Source organism: Actibacterium naphthalenivorans (genome assembly GCF_014196965.1).
GTDB classification, from domain to species: Bacteria; Pseudomonadota; Alphaproteobacteria; order Rhodobacterales; family Rhodobacteraceae; genus Actibacterium_A; species Actibacterium_A naphthalenivorans.
On record NZ_JACIEQ010000001.1, the window covers coordinates 879,652 to 899,606 of the forward strand.

Annotated in this window: 19 protein-coding genes, 1 pseudogene and 1 CRISPR repeat array; of the genes and pseudogenes, 9 read left to right on the plus strand and 11 right to left on the minus strand. The window is 61.0% G+C overall.

What is annotated here, in order from left to right:
* The first annotated feature begins 64 nt into the window (after positions 1–64).
* The 7 genes from GGR17_RS04325 (at position 65) to GGR17_RS04355 (ending at position 7,020) form a co-directional block, all read left to right on the plus strand.
* Positions 65–1,777, plus strand: coding sequence for an aminotransferase class V-fold PLP-dependent enzyme (locus tag GGR17_RS04325; protein WP_054537946.1), 1,713 nt, complete (start codon positions 65–67; stop codon positions 1,775–1,777).
* Positions 1,778–1,836: 59 nt separating this feature from the next.
* Positions 1,837–2,346 carry an L-2-amino-thiazoline-4-carboxylic acid hydrolase gene (locus GGR17_RS04330; protein ID WP_054537945.1) on the plus strand — a complete coding sequence of 170 codons (510 nt, stop codon included), beginning with the start codon at positions 1,837–1,839 and terminating at the stop codon, positions 2,344–2,346.
* A gap of 122 nt (positions 2,347–2,468) precedes the next feature.
* Positions 2,469–3,581 carry an ABC transporter substrate-binding protein gene (locus GGR17_RS04335; protein WP_054537944.1) on the plus strand — a complete coding sequence of 371 codons (1,113 nt, stop codon included), beginning with the start codon at positions 2,469–2,471 and terminating at the stop codon, positions 3,579–3,581.
* 65 nt (positions 3,582–3,646) lie between these two features.
* Positions 3,647–4,561, plus strand: a complete 915-nt coding sequence (locus GGR17_RS04340; protein WP_037204931.1) for a branched-chain amino acid ABC transporter permease — start codon at positions 3,647–3,649, stop codon at positions 4,559–4,561.
* On the plus strand, positions 4,554–5,552 hold the full coding sequence (locus tag GGR17_RS04345; RefSeq protein ID WP_054537943.1) for a branched-chain amino acid ABC transporter permease: 999 nt from the start codon (positions 4,554–4,556) through the stop codon (positions 5,550–5,552). Before GGR17_RS04340 ends, GGR17_RS04345 begins: the two co-directional genes overlap by 8 nt.
* Entirely contained in the window at positions 5,549–6,307 is a 759-nt protein-coding gene (locus tag GGR17_RS04350) for an ABC transporter ATP-binding protein (protein WP_054537942.1), read from the plus strand. Before GGR17_RS04345 ends, GGR17_RS04350 begins: the two co-directional genes overlap by 4 nt.
* Complete coding sequence (locus tag GGR17_RS04355; RefSeq protein ID WP_054537941.1) at positions 6,304–7,020, plus strand: ABC transporter ATP-binding protein; 717 nt, start codon at positions 6,304–6,306, stop codon at positions 7,018–7,020. The genes GGR17_RS04350 and GGR17_RS04355 overlap by 4 nt, the downstream gene beginning before the upstream one ends.
* Before the next feature lie 64 nt (positions 7,021–7,084).
* On the opposite strand, the gene GGR17_RS04360 is transcribed toward GGR17_RS04355, so the two are convergent.
* Positions 7,085–7,558: an Lrp/AsnC family transcriptional regulator gene (locus GGR17_RS04360; protein WP_081940079.1), complete on the minus strand. Its 474-nt coding sequence runs from the start codon at positions 7,556–7,558 to the stop codon at positions 7,085–7,087.
* 116 nt (positions 7,559–7,674) lie between these two features.
* Here GGR17_RS04360 and GGR17_RS04365 point away from each other — a divergent pair, with 116 nt between their 5' ends.
* A complete protein-coding gene (locus GGR17_RS04365; RefSeq protein WP_054537940.1) occupies positions 7,675–8,979 on the plus strand; it encodes an NAD(P)/FAD-dependent oxidoreductase in 1,305 nt (434 codons plus the stop codon).
* A 30-nt stretch (positions 8,980–9,009) separates the two neighbouring features.
* Entirely contained in the window at positions 9,010–9,474 is a 465-nt protein-coding gene (locus GGR17_RS04370) for an L-2-amino-thiazoline-4-carboxylic acid hydrolase (protein ID WP_054537939.1), read from the plus strand.
* A gap of 169 nt (positions 9,475–9,643) precedes the next feature.
* Here GGR17_RS04370 and GGR17_RS04375 read toward each other — a convergent pair.
* From GGR17_RS04375 to GGR17_RS04420, 10 genes and pseudogenes are all read right to left on the minus strand, one after another.
* Positions 9,644–9,876, minus strand: a pseudogene (locus GGR17_RS04375) (IS3 family transposase); the annotation flags it as partial.
* Positions 9,877–10,112: 236 nt separating this feature from the next.
* Positions 10,113–10,690: direct repeats of the CRISPR family, unit length 29 nt; unit sequence CGGTTGATCCCCGCGTGGGCGGGGAACGG.
* Positions 10,691–10,763: 73 nt separating this feature from the next.
* Complete coding sequence (gene cas2e, locus GGR17_RS04380) at positions 10,764–11,048, minus strand: type I-E CRISPR-associated endoribonuclease Cas2e (RefSeq protein ID WP_054537937.1); 285 nt, start codon at positions 11,046–11,048, stop codon at positions 10,764–10,766.
* Entirely contained in the window at positions 11,029–11,970 is a 942-nt protein-coding gene (gene cas1e, locus GGR17_RS04385) for a type I-E CRISPR-associated endonuclease Cas1e (protein ID WP_054537936.1), read from the minus strand. The genes cas2e and cas1e overlap by 20 nt, the downstream gene beginning before the upstream one ends.
* A 1-nt stretch (position 11,971) precedes the next feature.
* On the minus strand, positions 11,972–12,643 hold the full coding sequence (gene cas6e, locus GGR17_RS04390; protein WP_037204911.1) for a type I-E CRISPR-associated protein Cas6/Cse3/CasE: 672 nt from the start codon (positions 12,641–12,643) through the stop codon (positions 11,972–11,974).
* Entirely contained in the window at positions 12,640–13,362 is a 723-nt protein-coding gene (cas5e, locus tag GGR17_RS04395; RefSeq protein ID WP_054537935.1) for a type I-E CRISPR-associated protein Cas5/CasD, read from the minus strand. Before cas5e ends, cas6e begins: the two co-directional genes overlap by 4 nt.
* Positions 13,355–14,413: a type I-E CRISPR-associated protein Cas7/Cse4/CasC gene (gene cas7e, locus GGR17_RS04400; RefSeq protein ID WP_054537934.1), complete on the minus strand. Its 1,059-nt coding sequence runs from the start codon at positions 14,411–14,413 to the stop codon at positions 13,355–13,357. The genes cas5e and cas7e overlap by 8 nt, the downstream gene beginning before the upstream one ends.
* Positions 14,410–14,913 carry a type I-E CRISPR-associated protein Cse2/CasB gene (gene casB / locus GGR17_RS04405; protein ID WP_054537933.1) on the minus strand — a complete coding sequence of 168 codons (504 nt, stop codon included), beginning with the start codon at positions 14,911–14,913 and terminating at the stop codon, positions 14,410–14,412. The genes cas7e and casB overlap by 4 nt, the downstream gene beginning before the upstream one ends.
* Positions 14,910–16,421 carry a type I-E CRISPR-associated protein Cse1/CasA gene (casA, locus tag GGR17_RS04410; protein WP_054537932.1) on the minus strand — a complete coding sequence of 504 codons (1,512 nt, stop codon included), beginning with the start codon at positions 16,419–16,421 and terminating at the stop codon, positions 14,910–14,912. The genes casB and casA overlap by 4 nt, the downstream gene beginning before the upstream one ends.
* Positions 16,422–16,760: 339 nt before the next feature.
* A complete protein-coding gene (cas3, locus tag GGR17_RS04415; RefSeq protein ID WP_162231803.1) occupies positions 16,761–19,214 on the minus strand; it encodes a CRISPR-associated helicase Cas3' in 2,454 nt (817 codons plus the stop codon).
* Positions 19,215–19,228: 14 nt separating this feature from the next.
* Positions 19,229–19,651, minus strand: coding sequence for a hypothetical protein (locus GGR17_RS04420; protein WP_082386498.1), 423 nt, complete (start codon positions 19,649–19,651; stop codon positions 19,229–19,231).
* Between the last annotated feature and the right edge of the window lie 304 nt (positions 19,652–19,955).

Genomic DNA, 19,955 nt, shown 5'->3' on the forward strand with positions numbered 1-19,955 from the left:
GCGCGCCGCTAGTAGAGGCTAGCAATCGTCGCGCCCGAAGCAGATCACGCGAGGAAAATTGACGATGGCTCCAAGTGCGGTAGCGCCGACACATCCCGACAGAGATGGCGCGTCCAGGGAACCCATCGATGCATTGATTGAACGCATCCGCGACAGCGTCATTGGCGAAGGCCATCCGATCCCGGGACCCTACGGCCCGCGCCCCCTCGTCTACGCCGATTTCATCGCTTCGGGCCGATCCCTGAGCTTTATCGAAGCGGCGATTGAGGACAGGGTTTTGCCCGTCTACGGCAACACCCACACCGAGGCTTCTCACACGGGGCGCGTGACCACCGCACTGCGCGAAGAGGCCCGCCAGACCATCGCCATGGCCGTCGGCGCAACCGAGGCTCATGCGGTGATTTTCACCGGGAATGGCGCCACTGCGGCAGTGGACCGATTGGTGCGCGGCATGGAGCTTGAGGCCAGAGCGCGCGCGGGCGAGAAGCCTGTGGTGTTTGTTGGCCCCTATGAGCACCATTCCAACGACCTGCCGTGGCGCGAAACCGGTGCGGAGATCGAGCGCATCCCCTTGGACACGGCAGGCCAGATTGATCTTGCACATTTGGCCAGGCGCCTAAACGCACACCCCGAAGACTGTGTCAAAATCGGCGCGTTTTCCGCCGCTTCCAATGTGACGGGGGTGCGCACCGACCTGAAAGCGATCGCTAACCTTCTCCATCTCCATGGGGCCCTGTTCGTCTGTGATTTCGCCGCCGCCGCGCCCTATATCGAAATGCGCCTTTCACTCGACCCCGCCGACCCGATGGCCCGGATCGACGCACTGTTTTACTCCTCTCATAAATTCGTCGGCGGCCCCGGCGCCTCAGGCGTGTTGGTCGCGGACAAGGCACTTTTCACCTCCACATGCCCCGGTATCACCGGCGGTGGCACGGTTAGCTATGTCACCGCGGACCACCATACCTATGTGCGCGACATTGAGCGCCGCGAAGAGGCCGGCACACCCGGCATCATTGGCGATATTCGCGCAGGCGCCGTCATGGCGCTGAAGGAAGCAATCGGATCGGCAGAAATCGAAGCTCGGGAACACGCCCTCATGACCGAGGCATTTTCCCGCCTGTCCAACGCGCCGGGCATCGACATCCTCGGCCCTTTGGACAAGGAGCGGATTGGGGTTCTGTCTTTCAATATTTCAACTGAGGGGCGCCATCTTCACTATGGCTTTGTCGTAGCTCTGCTCAACGATCTCTTTGGCGTTCAGGCCCGCGGCGGCTGTTCTTGTGCGGGACCTTACGGGCATGAACTGCTCCATATTCCGCCGCAGACAGCCGCAACATACGAGACCGCCGTTTCTGAGGGGCAAAGCCTGATGCGGCCCGGCTGGGTGCGCCTTGGCTTTAACTACTTCTTTGACACACAAACGACAGATTACATCATATCTGGGATTTTATTTATATGTAACAATGGCTTGAGATTTATCGCCGACTATGATGTTGATATCGCACGGGGGGTTTGGCGACACAAAAATGGCCCAACGACCGCGCCAACCTCGCTCAAAAATTTCTGGATGTTCAAAAGCCATACCAAGCGCGCGAAATTTCAACAGATGAGTACGTTTATCACAGCTGCTGAAGAAATGGCTTCGGCCCGTGACGTGCCTCTCATGAAACAGCGTGCCATTTTCGCCCCGGATTGCGAAGCACTTCGTGGGTTCTGGATGCCGCAGGATGTGATGCACAGCGAGGAGACGACAGAAGACCCGATTACGGCCCTTTGACTTTGCGAACCGACCCCATACCGCAAAGCGCTAAAATAGTTGACCCGACAGGAGATGGAATGACCGACGCCCCCGCCACCCCGGAAATCACGCTGGAACAGCTCTCCGGCGCCTACGCGATGCGCGCGAAATTTTACATGCACATGTTTGATGTGCTGCGCGAAGAATACGGGCCTGACAAGACCATCGAATTGATGAGCAAAGCTACGTTTCGCCTTGGCGTCGAGATGGGGGAAAAGCTCAAAGCCCACGGCCCCGCCAACATCGAGGCGCTGACAGAACAGTTCCTCAACGGCATCCCATGTCGCGATCATCTGTTTTCGCCGGAGCTGCTCAAATGCGATGCGGAGGGGATGGAAATCCAATTTCACCGCTGCCCGCTCAAAGACAATTGGGAAGCCGCAGGGCGTGAAGGTGACGAGCTTGAGATGCTGTGCCGTGCGGCGGGCGCGATCGACGCGGGCTTGTTTGGCGCGGCCGGGTTCACCTTCAAGGGCGAGACGTGGAAGCCCGGCAAAACCGGCTGTTGCCGCCTGATCGTTGAACCAGGCCTGGCGGCTGCGGATTAACGCGCTGCCCCTACAAAGGCGCCCCCAAAGGCCCCGCCAAAGAACACAATCATCAGACCCGGGAAAACGGGCACATCTAAACTCAACACAACCCATTCTCCGTCCAACAGAGGAAATCAGGAATGAAACTTACACGAAGAACAGCCATCGCAATCGCTGTCACGGCAGCGTTGACGCCGGCTGCGGCCTTTGCCGAAGAAACTGTCAAAATCGGCTACCAGCTACCGCTCACCGGCAACACCGCGCAATACGGTCAGGATTTCAAAGACGCGGCCGAAATTGCATTGACGAAATTCAATGCCTCAGGCGCCCTGCCCGTGCCGGTCGAAATCATCTATGAAGACTCGCGCTCGGATGCAAAAGAGGGCGTGACCATCGCCCGCAAATTCGTTGACGACGACGGGATTGTCGGCGTGCTGGGCGATTTCACCTCGACCGTTTCGATGGCCGCCGCGCAGGTCTATAAAAAGGCAGGCATGGCGCAACTGTCACAAACCGCGTCGCACCCGGATTTCGCCAAAATCTCCAAATGGCAGTTCCGCAACATCACCACCCAGGACCAAGAAGGTTCGGTCAACGCGCAGTGGATGCTGGATCAAGGCATCAAAAAGGTTGCCGTGATCGCCGAACAGACCGACTGGGGGCAATCTGTGGTCAAAGGCTTTGTAGAGCCCTTTGAAGCCGCCGGTGGCGAGATTGTCTACACTGAATTCTTCAATCGCGGGCTGGCCGATTTCCGGCCGATCATCACCAAACTCGAAAACAATACCCCCGATGCGGTTTATACCGGTTTCTTCTATGAGGATGGTGGGCAGTTCCTCAAACAGATGAAGCAACTCGACGCCGGAATTCCGGTCTATTCGACCTCCGCGGCCTATAACGACAAACTCATCGAACTTGCGGGCGACGCCTCAGAGGGGCTTTTTCTGACCGCAACGTTCCTGCCGACCCGCATGGATGCAAATGTTCAGGAGTTTGTGGGCGAATGGTCCAAAACCCACGATGCCGCCCCCGGTCAATTCCCCGCACAGGCCTACGACGCGGTGAACATCATGCTGTCCGCTGTCGTCAAAGCCTATCCGGAGATCACCCGCGAGAGCCTACGCGATGCTTTGGCGGAGACCACGGATTTCCCGGGCGTGACCGGCAATACCTCGTTTGACGAAAACGGCGAGCCACTCAAAGAATTGACCAAAGCGTCGGTTTCCAACGGCATGTTTGTCGAAGTTCAATAAACCCTTACCCCTGTCCGTCTGAGTGATTGTTGAACGGACAGGGACGATAGCAAAAGGGGGACGACGTGCTCGATCCTTATATCCTGCAACAATTGGCCATCGGTCTGTCTCTGGGCATGATCTACGCGCTTATGGCCATTGGATTCACGCTGATTTTCGGCGTTCTGAACGTGGTCAACTTTGCCCATGGCGAAATCTACACCATTGGCGCGTTTGCCGGACTCATGGTGATCTCTGTCTTTGGTCCGCCGCTCTTGGTCGTACTGTTCATCGCGCTGGCTACGGGGGCCTTGGCAGGGTTTGGGCTCGAACGCCTCGCTTTTCGCCCGTTCCGTCGTTTCTCTGATGAGGCCTCTTTAAAATCGCGCGCCATGCGCGAGGCGACATTGATGTCCTCGCTCGCCATGTCGATCATCGCTCGCGAAGCGATGGAAATGATCTTTGGTTCGCAATTCCAATCCGTCGACCTGGCCTATCTGATCAATAAACCGATCGGCATCGGCCCGATAACCATCGTCAACGGCGATCTGATCATCTTTGGCATCACCGTGGTGATGCTCGGCGGGTTGCAATGGCTGTTGAAAAAAAGCCCCGTCGGCCTGTCGATCCGCGCCGTATCCAACAACGCGCTGGGTGCGAAATACTGCGGCATCAACACAGATCGCACCATCATCATCACCTTTGTCATCGGCTCCGCCATGGGTGCGCTCGCGGGCATCCTTGTCGGTCTTTATTATGGTGCAATCTTTCCGTCCATGGGTTTCACGCCCGGAATCAAAGCCTTTGTCGCCATGGTGATGGGCGGGCTGTCCTCGATCCCGGGTGCCGTAATCTCCGCCATCATTCTGGGTCTGTCCGAAAGCCTGTCGACCAGCTTCATGTCCTCTGTCTGGTCCGACATGGTCGCCTATGCCTTCCTGCTTTTGACACTGATCTTTTTCCCGCAAGGCCTCTTTGGGGCGAGGAGGGAACGTGTCTAAATCACGTCTCATCAAAACCGGGCTAGTGCTTGCGGCTTTTGCCGTGGTCCCGGCGGTCCTCGTGGGCTTTGACAAAGGCTATTATTACCAAATCGCCACCCTTGCGGCTATTTTCATGCTTTTGGCCGCCTCGCTTCACCTTGTCACTGGCGTTGCGGGTCTGCTGCAGCTCGGCCATGCTGCGTTTTACGGCGTGGGTGCTTATGTGGCAGCCATTTTGGGTGCGGATCATGGGGTTGGCTTCACCGTCGGCTTACCGCTTGCGGGTCTGTCTGCGGCCGCCATCGCCTTTCTTGTGGCACTCCCGACGATGCGCCTGATGTCGATTTATTTCGCCGTTGCAACACTTGCCATCGGGCAGATGCTCTACCTCGTCTTTCTCAACTGGGTCGATCTGACCAATGGTCCGAACGGGGTTATGTTGTTCTCAGGCATCAACCTCTTTGGTATTGAGATCGAGAGTGATCTGGGCATCTACTACGTCGTCGCAGCTGTGGTCGCAGTCTCGATCCTTGTGCTGAACCGGCTGAGCCATTCCTATTATGGCAACGCCTTGCGGTCCCTGCGCGAGGACGATCAATGCGCCTCTGCCATGGGCATCAATGTCACTGTGATGAAAATCCAGGCCTTTGTGATATCTTCTTTTTTCGCGGGAATCGCTGGCGCGCTCTGGGCCTACACCACCGGCTACATTTCCCCCAATGACTTCCACTTCTCGCAATCCATCCTGATCCTGACCATGGTTGTGGTGGGCGGTCTCGGGAGCCTTCCGGGGGTGTTGATCGGGGCGCTGTTGCTCATCCTTTTGCCGGAGGCGCTCCGCTCTGTGGGGGACATCCGCAACATCATCGTCGGCCTCGTGATGTTTGGCTCCATCCTGTTTTTGCCAAAAGGCCTCTTTGGCGAGGTTTCCGCCCTGAATTTCGCGCGCCGTCTGCTTGGCGCGAACTGGAGCAATGACGAGGGCCAGAAGGGGATCGGCTGGAAATGACTGCCATTCTCGAACTCGACGGATTGACCCGGGCCTTTGGCGGCCTCAAAGCGGTCGACAACGTCACCACCCGGGTCGATCACGGCGAACTGTTCGGCCTGATCGGGCCTAATGGCGCGGGCAAAACCACGCTTTTCAACCTGATCTCCGGGTTTACCCCACCCTCCTCGGGCGAGGTGCGGTTCAAGGGTGAAAAAATCACTGGCCTTTCTGCGCATCAAATCGCCCACAAGGGCATGTCGCGCACGTTTCAGAACTTGCGGGTGTTTCCGAACATGACTGTGTTCGACAATATCTCTGTGGGGGCCTTGGGAATGCTGGGCGTCGGCCCCTTCTCCTCGCTCTTTGGCCGCAGTTCCCATGCCAAAGAGATATCTGAGCGCAGCTGGGAAATGTTGGAGAAAGTCGGCCTTGCCGATCATGCCGACGACCTTGCCGCGAACCTCAGCTACGGTAAACGCAAATACCTCGAGATCGCGCGCGCCCTGGCGATGAAACCAGACTTGTTGATCCTTGATGAGCCTGCCGCCGGGATGAACGACTCGGAAACCACAGAGCTTGCTCGGTTCATCACCGGGCTCAACAAGGAAGGGCTCACGATCATGTTGGTCGAACACGATATGGGACTCGTCATGGGCATTTGCGAGCGCCTCGTGGTGCTCGCTTCGGGCCGCAAAATCGCCGACGACGTGCCCGCTGTGGTGCGGCAGGATCCGGGCGTTCTCGCGGCCTACCTTGGGGGGGATGAGGAATGAGCAATATTCTCGAGATCAAAAAACTGTCGCTCAAAATCGGCATCCAGGACATTTTGCATGACATCTCCGTCACTGTGCCCCAGCAGGGGATCGTGTCGGTTCTAGGCGCCAATGGGGTCGGGAAAACCTCCCTGATGCGCTGCATCTCCGGCATTTATCACCCTACGGGCGGGCAGATCTTGCTCGAAGGCGAAGACATCTCCAAACTCAAAAGCCATCAAATCGTCGATCGCGGCATCATGCAGGCCCCCGAAGGCCGTCAGATTTTCTCCAACATGTCGGTTTTGGAAAACCTCATCATCGGCGGCGGACCTTTGGGGCGTCAGGAGTTGGACCATGTTCTGGCCCTCTTCCCGCGTCTCGAAGAACGTCTGAAACAACAGGCGGGCTCTATGTCGGGCGGCGAACAACAGATGCTCTGTATTGGGCGGGCCTTGATGCGCAAGCCCAAGGTTCTGTTGTTGGATGAACCATCGCTGGGGCTCGCCCCACGTCTTGTTGGCTTTATCTGTGATCTGGTGTCGAAAATCCGCTCAGAAGGCTACGCGGTGCTGCTCGTCGAGCAAAACGTGAAAGCCGCACTGCGGATTTCCGATATGGCGGCGGTCATCGAGCACGGCAAAATCGTGATAGAAGGCGACGCCAAAGCGCTGTCTAATGATCCGCGTGTGGCCGAGGCATATCTGGGCGGTCACGTCCATGAGAGTGCGTAGACAAAATATGCATACGGGGGGACAGCACACACTGCTGCCGTGCGGGTCCACGCCCCGGTCCGGCTCAAAGATACTTGGTCGGAACTGCCGTGGTGAATTTCAGTTCTTCCATCGAGATCGACGAGTTCACCGTCGAAAACTCAACTTCCTCGATCATGCGCTGATAGACCACGTCGTAGGTGGCAATGTCGGGCACGACGACCTTCATGATGTAATCCGTGGCCCCCGTCAGGCGATAAGCCTCCACAACCTCGGGAATGTCCTCGATCAGTGCGCGAAACTGCTTGAACCACTCCATCGCATGGCGCGGCGCGGTCACACCGATGAAAATCGTCATCGGCACGTTGGCCACTTTCTGATCGACCAAAGCCACCCGCGCCCGGATCAGCCCCGCCGTCTCCATGCGCTTGATCCGGCGCCAGATCGGCGTCGGGCTCAACCCGATCCGATCCGCGACTTCCGCAATCGGAAGATCGCTGTTCACTTGCAGGATGTCGAGAATACGTTGATCGATCTCGTCAAAACTCATGTCGCTCATCACGCACTCCCGGCCCAAGCCACGACATCTATCTCACACTTTTGCGCAAACGTAGACATGTTTACCACAAAAATGAAAATTCATAGAAGTTAGAATCCCACCCCGAAAGACGCCCCATGCAAAACGCCGCCCCCTTCCCGCCATCGATTTGGGCCGACACCAGCCCCGCCCGCACGCCCAATACCCCACTGGTCGGCACAGTCGAAACCGACAGCGTGATCATCGGCGGCGGATTTTCCGGCCTCTCTGCGGCGCTGCATCTGGCGAAAGTCGGGCGCGATGTGACAGTTCTTGAAGGCCATGCCGTGGGTTGGGGGGCGTCCGGGCGCAACAACGGCCAGGTGATCCCGACACTCACCGCCGCCGAGCCCGACATGTGGGTCGCGCGCTTTGGCGAGACGGGACGGAAGTTTGCCGAACTCATCGGCGCCTCTGCCGCAATGCTATTCGATAAAATCCGCGAGGAAGGTATTGAGGCCGAGGCCGAACAGACCGGCTGGTTCCAACCCGCACATTCCCCCGGCCGCACAAAACTCAGCCAAAACCGGGTCGACGCATGGCGGCGCTTTGGTCTTGAGGTCGAATACCTCGACCACACCGCGACCACGGCGATGCTGGGCACGGATCACTGGTTTGGTGGAATGCTGGCTCCCTCTGGCGGACACATCAACCCGCTGGCCCTGGCGCGCGGAATCGCAGGTGCGGTGGAACGCCATGGCGGGAAAATCTATGAGCAAACGCGCGTCGACAGCTATGCCCACACTGGCACGGAATGGCTCGTCAAAACCCCGAAAGGCATGATAAAAGCCCGCGCATTGATCCTTGCCACCAATGCCTACACTGGCGAATTGGCGCCGCGTCTGGCACGCCAGTTGGCCCATTCCGTCATCCCGGTGCATTCGTGGCAAATGTCCACCGAACCGCTCTCGGACATTGTGCGCGCCACGCTTTTGCCGGGCCGTCAGGCGGTGTCTGATACGCGCGGCGATTTGCGGTTTTTCCGCTATGACGCACGCAACCGGCTGATCACGGGCGGCGCGATCGTTGGCGGCGGCGATGTCCACGCACGGATTGCCCGCAAAGTCGCAGACAACCTTGCCGACAGTTTCCCGCAACTCGCCCCCCCGAAAATGACCCATGTCTGGTCCGGCTATCTTGCAATGAACTGGGATCACTTCCCGCGCGTGCATCAACTGGGTCCAAATGGCTGGACGTGGATCGGCTGCAACGGGCGTGGGGTCGCCCTTGGCAACGCCTTGGGGCGTGAAATCGCCCGGGCGGTCGATGGCGAAGATGTGCGCGGGCTGGCGCTTCCGGTCACCGAGCCGCACCCCTTTCCATTTCACGCGATCGCCCGGCGTGTCGCGCCGCTGTACATGACGTGGCTGCAACGCAATGACCGCAAAGAGCCAAAAATATGAACAGTACGAAACCCTGAAAAAGGCACCGCCATGCAAAACCTCCCCATTCTTGAACGCCGCCGCATTGAGGCGATGATCCTCAAACACGTGCTGGACGTCATCACCGAAAGATCCGGCCGCGCCGAGGCCGAGATGGTGATAGGCGAGACCTGTTCGCGCTCCGCGATTGAACAAGGACAGGCCTTGGCGAGCGATCTCGGCCACACCCCCGATCTGTCAGATTTCGCCACCATACTGCCGAACTGGACGAAAGAGGATGCATTGGAAATGGAGGTCTTGGTGACTGAACCCGACCGGATGGAGTTCAACGTCACGCGCTGTCGCTATGCGGAAATGTACCGGGAAATGGGGCTGGGGGACATCGGTCATCTGCTGTCGTGCAATCGCGATGGTGATTTCTGCGTTGGCTACAACCCGCAGATAGAACTAACTCGAACCCAAACCCTCATGAAAGGCGCGAGCCATTGCGATTTCCGATATAAGATGGCGAAATGATAAGGCGTGATGGCGCACCGTTCGTATCGCGCAGAGATGAGCCCGAAGAGAACGCTGGTCTTGGCCCGATCCTTGGTGAGATAGACGAGATCAGCGAGTCAAACTTGTCACGCCTTGTGATGGCGACTTCGCGCGGCGCGACTTGTGATCTGTCACTGAACTTTCCTTCAGCCGCGCCCGGAGTGCGGCTGGCGTTTACTCCGATTGGCGCCGATTGAGCAATGGCCCGACGCGCGGAGCTTCACCTTGCGCAGCAAGGCGGGCGATTGCGATGGTCAGGGTCCGCGCGAAATCGGCTGTGGTCTGGTATTCCAAGGACGAGTGCGGGCGTTCCGTGTTGTTGTCGGCTGCCCGGGCAGCGATTACGATCCGCGCATGGCCCAGGTTCCGTAAAATGGTCTCACCCTTGCGCAGGATCTCGTTTGCCTGCTTCAGCTCGCGGTTCTCCCGCTCGAGCGCCTTCGTTCGGGCCTTCGCCCAGACATCCGACACAAAGATCACCCTCGTCTCCACCTCCGGGCTTGCGACCTCGGCGCCGCCTGACGCACTCGTCCTTCATGGCTGACGCCTGCGATGGACGTCTGCAGCCGCATGGTGACAGGCCTCTAAAGGCACATCCCGCCATAGGCGTCGGGCACCGGTTGATCCCCGCGTGGGCGGGGAACGGAAGCCGTACCAGTCATCCAGCGGGTTGAAATCCGGTTGATCCCCGCGTGGGCGGGGAACGGACCGGGTCGGCGGCACCCTTGGCTTCGATTTGCGGTTGATCCCCGCGTGGGCGGGGAACGGCAGCGCCGCAAAAACACCCGCAACTACGTCACCGGTTGATCCCCGCGTGGGCGGGGAACGGCCGCTTTGCGAACTTGTCTGCCGCAGCGAGCGCGGTTGATCCCCGCGTGGGCGGGGAACGGACCGGATCCGTCTCGCGCAGTATAGCCAGCTGCGGTTGATCCCCGCGTGGGCGGGGAACGGAATGCCGCAACGGGCGTGACGGGCTATATCGACGGTTGATCCCCGCGTGGGCGGGGAACGGTCACCGCTTGTCGTGGTGTCGCTCTCTTGCAGCGGTTGATCCCCGCGTGGGCGGGGAACGGATCTGACTGTTCGAGCCGATCAGGTAACCCTTCGGTTGATCCCCGCGTGGGCGGGGAACGGGATCAGGGCGAATACCTCATGGGTCGGAATTTCGGTTGATCCCCGCGTGGGCGGGGAACGGTCTTCCCGAAGATGATTGGAATCACTGGGTTATTCAATTGTCAAAGAGCGCACCGATTCTTTCAGGTGAAATATTAACCTGAACGCGGCAGGAACTTCACCAGTTTCAAACCGTCGAAATCCTCGGGCATTCGCCGGTTCTGGCCGGCAGTGGCAAAGTCGAAGCCCTGATCGTTGGGGGCGCGCCACACCATAACCGCATCGCCGTCTTCCAGCCCGCCCAGAACCTGATCCCAGATCCGCCCGCGCGTCCGAGCCGAATAATCGCCAACAAACACGCCTGCCCGGATCTCTAGCAGCCAGGCCGCAAGACGCCCGCGCAGGCGCGGCGGTGCGCGGCTAACCACGATGACCATCATCGCCGCCGTCCTCCTCGTCCTCAAACGCCGGACCCAGCATGTCGGGGGCGGGCACGGGCTTGGGCAAGTCACCGGCCGCCAGAACGATCTCGATCTGCGGTATGATTTTCGACAAAAGCCCCGAACGGCGAAACGCATCGCGGCAGGCAAGCCGCACCGCCCGGTCGGGCGCCATGTCAAGCCTGCCCTTCGCCGCCTCTCCCGCGATGCGAAAGGCCTCGGGCACCACTGTTTGCAGCTTCCACAGGTCGGCGATGTCGTAAACGAAACTCAGGGGCTTGCCGGTGTGCAGGAAACCGATGGCCGGGGCATAACCGGCCGCCAGAACGGCCGCCTCGGTCAGCCCGTGCAGGCAGGCGGTTGCGGCCGAAAGGCAGCGGTTCGGGGTATCGCCCGCCTCCCAATCCTTGGGATCGTATTTGCGGCGGCTCCACTTCACCCCGTACTTCCGCGCCAGGAGTGCGTAGCTTTCGCGCACCCGCACACCTTCGATCCCGCGCAGCTGGTCGATGGAGCGCCGCTCCGGTGCGGCCTCGCCAAATCGGATCTGGTACATGCGACGCACGATGCGCAATCGCGCGGCGTCGTTCAAAGCCAAACTTGCCTGCCACAACAGCTTGTCGGATCGCGCCCCGCCCGGCTGACCGGCGGAATAAAGCCGCACGCCGCCTTCGCCAACCCAGGTGATCAATGTGCCCGTCCGCGCGGCAAGCGCCACAGCGGCATGGCTGATCCGCGCGCCGGGCTCCAGCATCAGCCCCGCCAAACCGCCCACCGGAAGCTGGGTCACCGTCCCGTCGGCATTGACCGCGCAAAAGGCGCCGTCGCGCACGTCAAGCCTTGCGCGTTCGACAAAGACCAGCTGTGCGCGGTCCCTGAGCGGGATGGGTCGCGGCGGCGGCAGGCCAGGCATCCCGGTCATTTTACGCCCTCCGGATCAGCATCAGCCCACAGCCGAACCCCTTGGCACGACCGAAGCCTTGCGCCAGCTTTGCAAGAAAGGCCTTGGGGTCGGTTACGGCGATTTCTCCGGTCAGGTCGAGGATACCGAACCGCGGCTCTCCCCTGCGCTTGCCCCTATGGCCCGGCAGGGTCAGAGTCTGGTAGTGTTGCACCTGGGTTCGCAGCGCCTCGAAGCCCGCGCGCGCGCCCTGCCCTGCCATCCATTCTGAAGCCGCCTCCGCCGCCAGATCCAGCCGCCTGGCATTGCGATCCGCCTTGGGCAGGCCGTGCAGCCGGTGCATCACGATATCGACCCGGTTGCGCTTTTCTCCACGCAAGTCGCGCGTGGCATTGGCGCGCAGAAGATAGGACAACCGGTCACCCGGCCGAAGGTCCGGAGCATGTTCGCGAATCTCCGGTGGCTCGAAAAGCGGGCTGGTCTGCGGCGGGCACACAGATTGCACGATAAACGCTCCCTCGCCCTCCGCGCGCCAGAGGAAATCGCGTTCCGCCGTGGGGTCGCCCGCGAAAAGCGACCAGATAAGCCGGTGATGTGCGTCTGCGCGCGCGCCGCCCTGTGCCGGATCCAGAAGCGCATCAAGGGCGGCAACCTGCGGATCGCGCGACAGACGCACACGGGACAAATAGATCATGGCGCCCCCTCGCCCGGGTCTTGCACCATGGCGGCGTTGACCTCGGGATGGGCAACGCTGTAGCGCCCCTTGCCGAAATGCCAGAGCCCACGATCGATGGCACGGTCGTGCCGGGTCTGCTGTCGCGCGGGCGCGTCCAGATCGGTGCCCTCGTCCGCGACGATCTCGATCATCTGTCGCGCCCCGATCCACGGCGGCAGGCGCAACTGCGTCAAGGCCCGGGCCGGATTGTCTGCCGCCACGATCCGCGGATCGAACGGCGCCGAAAGCGGGCAGGACTTGCGGCCCAGATAGACCTGAAATGCCGGGCGTTGCAGCGCCCGCGCCAGCCCGGGCAGATCGCCGCCCGACACCGCCACCCCGAAAACGCAATCGCATCGGTAGTCGCGACTGGTCAGCGTGGTGTTCAGCTTGTCGCTGCCGGCCGCTTCCCGCAGCGCCTCGGGCCGGGACTGCGGTGCCTTTACAGCGGCCGAGGGCACGGTCTGAACAGTATGATAGTCGCGCAACGGGGCGGAGCGCCCAAAACTGGCGACTGCAATATCCAGCTGCTCCAGATCCGCAAACGGCTGATCGCGCCTGCGTCCAAGCGCGGCACCCAACGTCCCGATCACCGCCGAACGGCCCGGCAGGCTTAGCGTACCGCGCCGGTCGTGCCCGCCGAACTCGCCCATGGCGCCGATGGCGGCGACCAGCTGAAAGATCAGATACTCACGCATCGGCGCACAAACCGCTTGCGGTTTCGGCTGCGAAAGCGGCGATCTCGGCAAGCGTCCCGTGTCCCTTTGGAACATCCATCATGCGGGTCTCAAAAGATATGCCATAGGCCCGGTCGATCTTGTCTGCCATATCGGTCAGGGCGTCGATACTCCCACCCAGATCCGGGGCTACCGCCTTGTGAAACGCGCCCGACAGGTCGCGCGGCTGCGCAGGCCCCCGCTCGACGCGAATGTATCCGGCGCGCGGGTGGTGGGCATGGCTATTCTGCTTGCCCTTTGGCGTGGCCGTCGCCAGCGCCCTGGCCAGCGCGTCGATGCCTTTCGCCGCCAACGCCTTGTCGCCGGCAAGGTTTTCCACCAGCAGATCGACATTCACACAGGCATAAAGATAGTAGATACCCGATCCGAACCCATTCTCGCCGAGGTGGCCCGCGCCGGCGTCCTCGTCGCGGGTCTTCAGATCATCCACCGCCGAAAACCAGTCATCCTGCACCTGCGCGCGATGGGTGGTAAAGGCATGCGCCAGCTGAACTGCGGCCTCGCGGTTATAGGCCGGGCTATCGGCCAGCATCCGTCCGAACATGGCGATATCCACCGCCCCGTCGGCACGCCGCAGCATCGCCTGCTTCAGCTCCTTGTCCTTGGGAAAGTCCTCGCCCGCCACGGCCTTCGCGGCCAAAGCGCGCGCCAGCGCCCATTCATCGGGCGAAACAAAGGCCAGCGTCGTGGCCTTGGTGCTACCCTTCTCCAGCTTGGAAAACACGGTGCCAATCTCGATCGCGATCCTCTTGGCCTCGGCCTCGGTCACTCCCTGTTGCGTCAACTCCTCGGCAAGCACCGTGGCCAGCCGCTGCGTCCGCGTGCCGATATTCCCGGCCAGATCCTGGGCGAAATAGCTGCTGTCCCGCACCGCGCGCTTCAGCGATTGCGACGAGATCCGAAGCCGCGGACTGCCGCCGATCAGCGCCTGTTTCGGCCGCCCCTGATCATCGCGGTTCGGGTTCGACAGTGGATAGGTTGTAAGCAAGTGAAATTGAACAAATGTTGTCATTGGGAAACGTCCTCAGGCTGGTTGTCCCAGGGCGCAACCGCCCGGTAATAATCAAAGCACCAGTTGGTGCGGGTCCGGTCGTTCCAGAAAAGGATCGCCGCTCCCAGATGCGCGACATTGACGGAATGTCGAACCGTCGGCAGGGCTCGCCTGATGGCGGTTTCAACATCTTCGTCCGATGATTGCACCAGCCGCTCGAACCGCAGCGGCGACAACGCGGGCGGATCGCCCACCCCTAACCGGCGCGGCAAACTGGCCTTCGCGTCTTCGCGCACATGCGCCAGAACCCGCGCCAGACGGGCGATCCTGGTACCGTCTCGCAGGCCGAGCGCCTGCGCCAGCTGATGCACCGGCTTGTGGCAGAGCACCGTCACATCGTCGCCCCGCCGAAGCCGCGCCGACAGCGCCTTTTGCTCCCCGGTCTTGCGCGATCCAAGCTCGCGTGTCCACCAGCCAAGGATGATCTGACCCGGTCTTTTGGTCTTCTCATGCTTACTCACGTCATCACCTCTCGCTGCGTCGTTCTTTCCGGTGGCACCACATCCAGACCAGCCCAAAGCGACTTGCCCTGCTTGCTGCGCCCATACACCAGCGCCATCAGTGTTGTGCGCTCTTCCACAATTTTCAGAACGCCCGTCGCCTTTTTCTTCTTGTCTTCAATGTTGGGGAACTTTTTCCAGTACAGCCCCGGCAGTGCCAACGCGTCGAACTGCGCCAGCGCCTGACGGCCAAGCGCCCCAAGAAACTTCTGCGAAATATCCGCCGCATCGAAATCAGGCGCGGACAGCACCGCCAACGCATCCAGAAAATCGCCTTCGGTCGCGCTCCAGAACTGTTCATATTCCGCGTCGCGGGCCGACCCTTCGGCTACAAGCGCCGTCAACGCCCGGCGCAGTGCCGATGCCACCGTCTCGGCCGCGCCGATCATGCTCTCGGCCTGCCTTTGCGCCGCCGCGTCGAACGTCAGAAGCGGCAGTTCCTCCCACAGGAAATCCTTGGGCTTCATGTTGTCCATCGCCCAGCCAGCGGCGATCATCCGCTTCGCCTGACGCCCATAGCGTTCATAAAACCCCTCGATACAGGCTGCCCGCAAACGAAGCCCGCTTTCCTGTTTCGGATCGCTCAGCAAGATGCCGATCCAGTTGCGCCAGGGCAGCCGCCCCGTGGCCGGGTGGCGCGGCAAAAGCTCGGCCCCTTCCTTCGGCCTGTAGTAGGGCGACAAAGGGTGCCGCCAAAGCCCGTAATTCGTTCCGTAGGGTCGCTGAACCACGCCGGTGACCCTGTCCGGCTCTGCCACAAGCCGAAGCCGGCGCGGCATTCCAAAGAACGCCTCGACCGGATGCGCCTGACCTGCTCCAACGCTTTGGTCCGCCTCGGAAGTCCGGGTGGGTCGCATCCAGGGCAGATCACCTGGGTTTGCGGGGCGGCCGCAGGGCACATTCGCCCAGACCAGATCCCACAGCCCCGTTCCCGGGTCGGCCAGCGTCACCAGCGGCCCTCCTCCCCGCATCGAGGTGCGGTTCCCCGCCCCGCCAGAGGGCGCGAACTGCTGAAAGGCATATAGCGCCATCGCCGCCAGCGGCAGGTCGAGTGCCGCGTAGCGATCGCGATGCACCATCAGATCGGCATTGTTCTTCGCCGTGTTGCCACCTGCGGAATCGATGAACAGCAGATCCGGCCCCGATGGCGCGCCGGGCAGATCCTCAAGGTCCTGCAAGAACTTCGGCCCGTCGCCCAGCAACGAGAATGCCGACGCGTATTCCGCCAGCCTCTCCTGCAATCGCACCGGATCGGACCTGCCCCCTTCCCACGAAAAGTCATCTTCAGGCGGCGTCGCCATGAACACCATCCCGATCAGCAGCTCATAACACGCAAGGTTCAGATCGGCTCGCGGCCAGTCGGGTGCAGCAATTTCAGGATCGGTCATCTGATGCGGCGCGATGGTGCGGCGCGACCCGTCCTTCAAACGGACAGGGATCCAAGAATCAGAGATCAGGTTGAGCGGCATGTAATTCTCAAAAAAATGGGATCAGGGCGAAAAATCGTGCCCGCAGTTGCCCCTCCAGCAATACTGAAACGGCAGTGAAAGGCTAGGAAGGCATCTTGATCATCTTGGCAACCTCCGCCTCACTGCGCGGCTGCGTCAACAGCCGGATTAGAGAAGTAGCGAAGGGGTGAGAGGAGATTCCCGCCCTTTCTTCGTTAGTATCGGGTCACAGGTAATGACCTGTCAACAGAAAATAATCCCCTTTCATACTAACCCCAATTACAGACTTATTATCCCCTTATCCCCGCATGGGCGGGGAGCTTACTCTGACTCCCATCACAGACGGGCCATCCCGAACAGTCAGGAACTGCCAAAAACTAAACCTCTTTCCCGGTCGTAAGACAAGCCCTCACAAATGGCGCCAGCCTCGCCAAGCGGGCAAACGACAAGGCGGGTTTGCATCCAGTCGGGCCAGCCTTCTTTTACCGCACTGACCTCCGGGGTCATCTGATCCGGCAGGGGTAGCCGGTCCAGCTTGTAGGCCGCCGCGCTGACCTCGGCGTATTGACGGGTCTCGGCCGACCAGACCTCGCCTTCGAGCGGCAGCAGCCCCTTGTCCGTAATCCTCGCCAAGACCAGGGCCCGCTGCTCGCGTCCCAGCCGGGTCGGAAAATCGGCCTCATCGGAAAAGCCTTTGATCCGGCGATATGGGCTGGCAAGATCGATCAGATTCTGTTCCGCAAGATCGCTTTGGGCATAACTCTTGCCGACCCGGTCGCGCTCCGCCTGATCCAGCACCTGCGGCAATTCCCCATCTGTCAGCCCCGCCTCGATCAGGTCACGCAGACCGCCGGGCGCGTCGATCGAACCCGCGCTGAAAATGGCACGCGCCGCCCGCCATTGCAGGTCCAGCGGATAGGTGAACGCCCCGCGATCCAGCACTTGGCGCAGCCAGAGGTCATCCGCCACCTGGTCGGGGTCCGGGGACAGCACATGCAGCACCGGCGACGGCCGAGGGCGCGTATTTTGCGGCCGACGGTCCATATGCCGCCATAGCCGCCCTGCCCTTTGCACCAGCGCCGGTATCGGCGCCAGGTCAGAGACCATCACATCAAAATCCAGGTCCAGCGAACTTTCGACGACCTGCGTTGCCACCAGCACCCGCCCCGGCCTGTCGCCCCGCCCCTTGCCAAACGTCGCCAGCGCCTGCGCCTCGTGGCGCATTCGATCCGCCAGAGCGAACCGCGCATGCAGCAGGTCCGCTTCGATGCCTCGCTCGCGCAAGGCAGTGGCCGCCTGGATCGCGTCGTCGACCGCATTGCGCACCCAAAGCGCCGCCGCCCCATCGGTCACGGCCCGATCCAGCAGGTCGAGAACGGATGCCACGTCCGGCACGCGCTTGACCGCAACCGGACCGCGCCTGCTTACCGTTGTCAGGCCGGTAACCTGCGAATGCCCCGCGATGCTCAGCGCCGGATAGGCGCGGCTCGTGGGCGGCGAAACGCCAAACGCCTCGCAGAGCATCTCCCGGAATGCCACCGGCAGGGTTGCCGTCATCAGGATCGCCGAACCGCCCATTCGCCGATGCAGCCGCAGAAGCTGGCACAGCTGCCCTGCCATATAAGGATCGCCCATTTCATGAACCTCATCCACGATCAGGATCTTCTGGCTCAACGCATAATGGCGCAGCATCGCGTGGCGTACGGGCAAGCCGGACAACAGCGCCTGGTCGATCGTCCCCACGCCGACATTGGCCAAAAGCGCCCGCCGTCGATCATCCGCAAGCCATGTGGTGCACGAGGGCAGCACCGGATCGGGTTCTGTCCGGATCACCTCGCGAAACCGGTGCGACAGCGTCGCCCGCCCATGCGCCAGCGCAACACTTGGCGGCGCGTCAAAAAGGCCGCCGACCAGATCGGCGACCCGGTCGAACATCGCATTGGCCGTGGCCATCGTCGGCAGGGCAAAGTAAAGCCCCTGGCCCTTGCCCGCCCGCATCATCCGCTGCGCAAGGATCAGCGCCGCCTCGGTCTTGCCAGAGCCGGTCTCGTCTTCGATCAGCGCAAGGATCGGGTGGTCGGGCAGGTCCACATCGCAGACGGACCGCTGCATGGGCCGCAAACTCCACGTCTGCGGGATGATCGAACACGACGACACTTGCGGAATATCGAGCCCCGCGCGCCGCACCGCTTGCGCCGCCTTGTCGCGCGCCAGATCAAGATAGGCCCGGGCATCCGGCCCGGCAGCGACCGGCGGAAAGAATGCCGGGTTCGATCCAATCCAGTCGGCCGTCGCGATCAACCCCGGCAACCACCAGCTTTGCGCCACGATTTCTTGCAAGGGCATTTCGAAACGTGCCTCGGGCCACAGTGCAATGAACTGGCGCAGACAGTCCCGCGCATCACCCGGCGCGCCTGGACCCGCCGCCACCCGCATCCTGTAGAAATCCTCTTTCTTCGGCGGGCATCCATGGTGACCGGCAATCGCCGCATAAAGCGCTTTTCGGGCATGGGAATTCACGGCAAGCGTGGCAAGATCGTCATCAAAATCTTGCAACCAAAGCTCGGTTACCTCCCAATGCCGGCCCTCCGTCTGCGGCTTTCCGTCGCGCAGCATGTCCCGGAAGCTGTCGCTAATCTTGCCCAGATCGTGCAAAGCTGCGGCCAGTGAATAAAAAGCCTTGCGCCCGGCAGGAATGTCGAGCCGCGCAACAAGGCACTCCGCGACCGCCCCGACGTCAATCATGTGATAAAGTGCAGGATGTTCGGTTCCGTCCTCGGGTGCGGACTTACCTGGCCAATCCAAAAGTGCCATCAGTCACTCCGGGCTCATCTGTCCGGGCCTGCCGGTGCGGCAGGCGGTTGACGGCGGAAGAGTTCCAATCCACGCGCGAGCTTCCCCCGGCGGCCATTAAGTTGCAGACCGGTTTTCTGGCGGATCAGGGCAATCTCCGCCTCGGTGAAGAAAGGATCCGACCCAGGGCTGTGTGGCCAGCGGTTGCCGTTCATTCCCAGAACAAGAAACTGGCGAACGGGCCGCCGCGGAAGCGCAAGTGATACCCCCTTCACAAGCCGTTGATGCCCAGTGACGTTAACCTGAGGAAACACCGCTTCAAAAGCGTGCACCATACGCTGTGCTGTTCGGTGTTCACAGCCGAATTCGTCTGTCACGTCCTGCAATCGGATTCGGTCATACCGCGAGGTCGCCATGTCAGCGACGCGCAACAGATTGGCAGCTTTTGAGAAGGTCATTCAGACAAACTCATTCCCGGATTGCGCTGACTATGCCAGAGCAGCATGACAATTTTTGTCATGCTGGCACATTCAACGTATCTAGCAAACCTGGAGGATCAACCTTCAGTTGTCGAGAGACCACATTCGATACCGTCCGTGACCAGTCACTTCTCGGATGAGCCCGTGTGCCTCCACCCACGCCAGATTGCGCTGAACGGCGGCGCGACTGGCGTTTGAGAGGCTTTGGCCATTGGTGCCGACACCAAGGCCAATCGGTGAAGATACTTCGCAAAGCAACCGGCGTGCGGCCCGACAAATGCGC

Bases quoted from the DNA above. Each gene is read 5' to 3' on its own strand.
- GGR17_RS04365 (WP_054537940.1), top strand. From the start codon at position 7,675: ATGCAAAACGCCGCCCCCTTCCCGCCATCGATTTGGGCCGACACCAGC.
- cas2e (WP_054537937.1), bottom strand. From the start codon at position 11,048: ATGATGGTCATCGTGGTTAGCCGCGCACCGCCGCGCCTGCGCGGGCGT.
- cas7e (WP_054537934.1), bottom strand. From the start codon at position 14,413: ATGACAACATTTGTTCAATTTCACTTGCTTACAACCTATCCACTGTCG.
- cas5e (WP_054537935.1), bottom strand. From the start codon at position 13,362: ATGCGTGAGTATCTGATCTTTCAGCTGGTCGCCGCCATCGGCGCCATG.
- cas6e (WP_037204911.1), bottom strand. From the start codon at position 12,643: ATGATCTATTTGTCCCGTGTGCGTCTGTCGCGCGATCCGCAGGTTGCC.
- GGR17_RS04330 (WP_054537945.1), top strand. From the start codon at position 1,837: ATGACCGACGCCCCCGCCACCCCGGAAATCACGCTGGAACAGCTCTCC.
- cas1e (WP_054537936.1), bottom strand. From the start codon at position 11,970: ATGACCGGGATGCCTGGCCTGCCGCCGCCGCGACCCATCCCGCTCAGG.
- casA (WP_054537932.1), bottom strand. From the start codon at position 16,421: ATGCCGCTCAACCTGATCTCTGATTCTTGGATCCCTGTCCGTTTGAAG.
- GGR17_RS04335 (WP_054537944.1), top strand. From the start codon at position 2,469: ATGAAACTTACACGAAGAACAGCCATCGCAATCGCTGTCACGGCAGCG.
- GGR17_RS04420 (WP_082386498.1), bottom strand. From the start codon at position 19,651: ATGACCTTCTCAAAAGCTGCCAATCTGTTGCGCGTCGCTGACATGGCG.
- GGR17_RS04350 (WP_054537942.1), top strand. From the start codon at position 5,549: ATGACTGCCATTCTCGAACTCGACGGATTGACCCGGGCCTTTGGCGGC.
- GGR17_RS04370 (WP_054537939.1), top strand. From the start codon at position 9,010: ATGCAAAACCTCCCCATTCTTGAACGCCGCCGCATTGAGGCGATGATC.
- cas3 (WP_162231803.1), bottom strand. From the start codon at position 19,214: ATGGCACTTTTGGATTGGCCAGGTAAGTCCGCACCCGAGGACGGAACC.
- GGR17_RS04325 (WP_054537946.1), top strand. From the start codon at position 65: ATGGCTCCAAGTGCGGTAGCGCCGACACATCCCGACAGAGATGGCGCG.
- GGR17_RS04355 (WP_054537941.1), top strand. From the start codon at position 6,304: ATGAGCAATATTCTCGAGATCAAAAAACTGTCGCTCAAAATCGGCATC.
- GGR17_RS04360 (WP_081940079.1), bottom strand. From the start codon at position 7,558: ATGAGCGACATGAGTTTTGACGAGATCGATCAACGTATTCTCGACATC.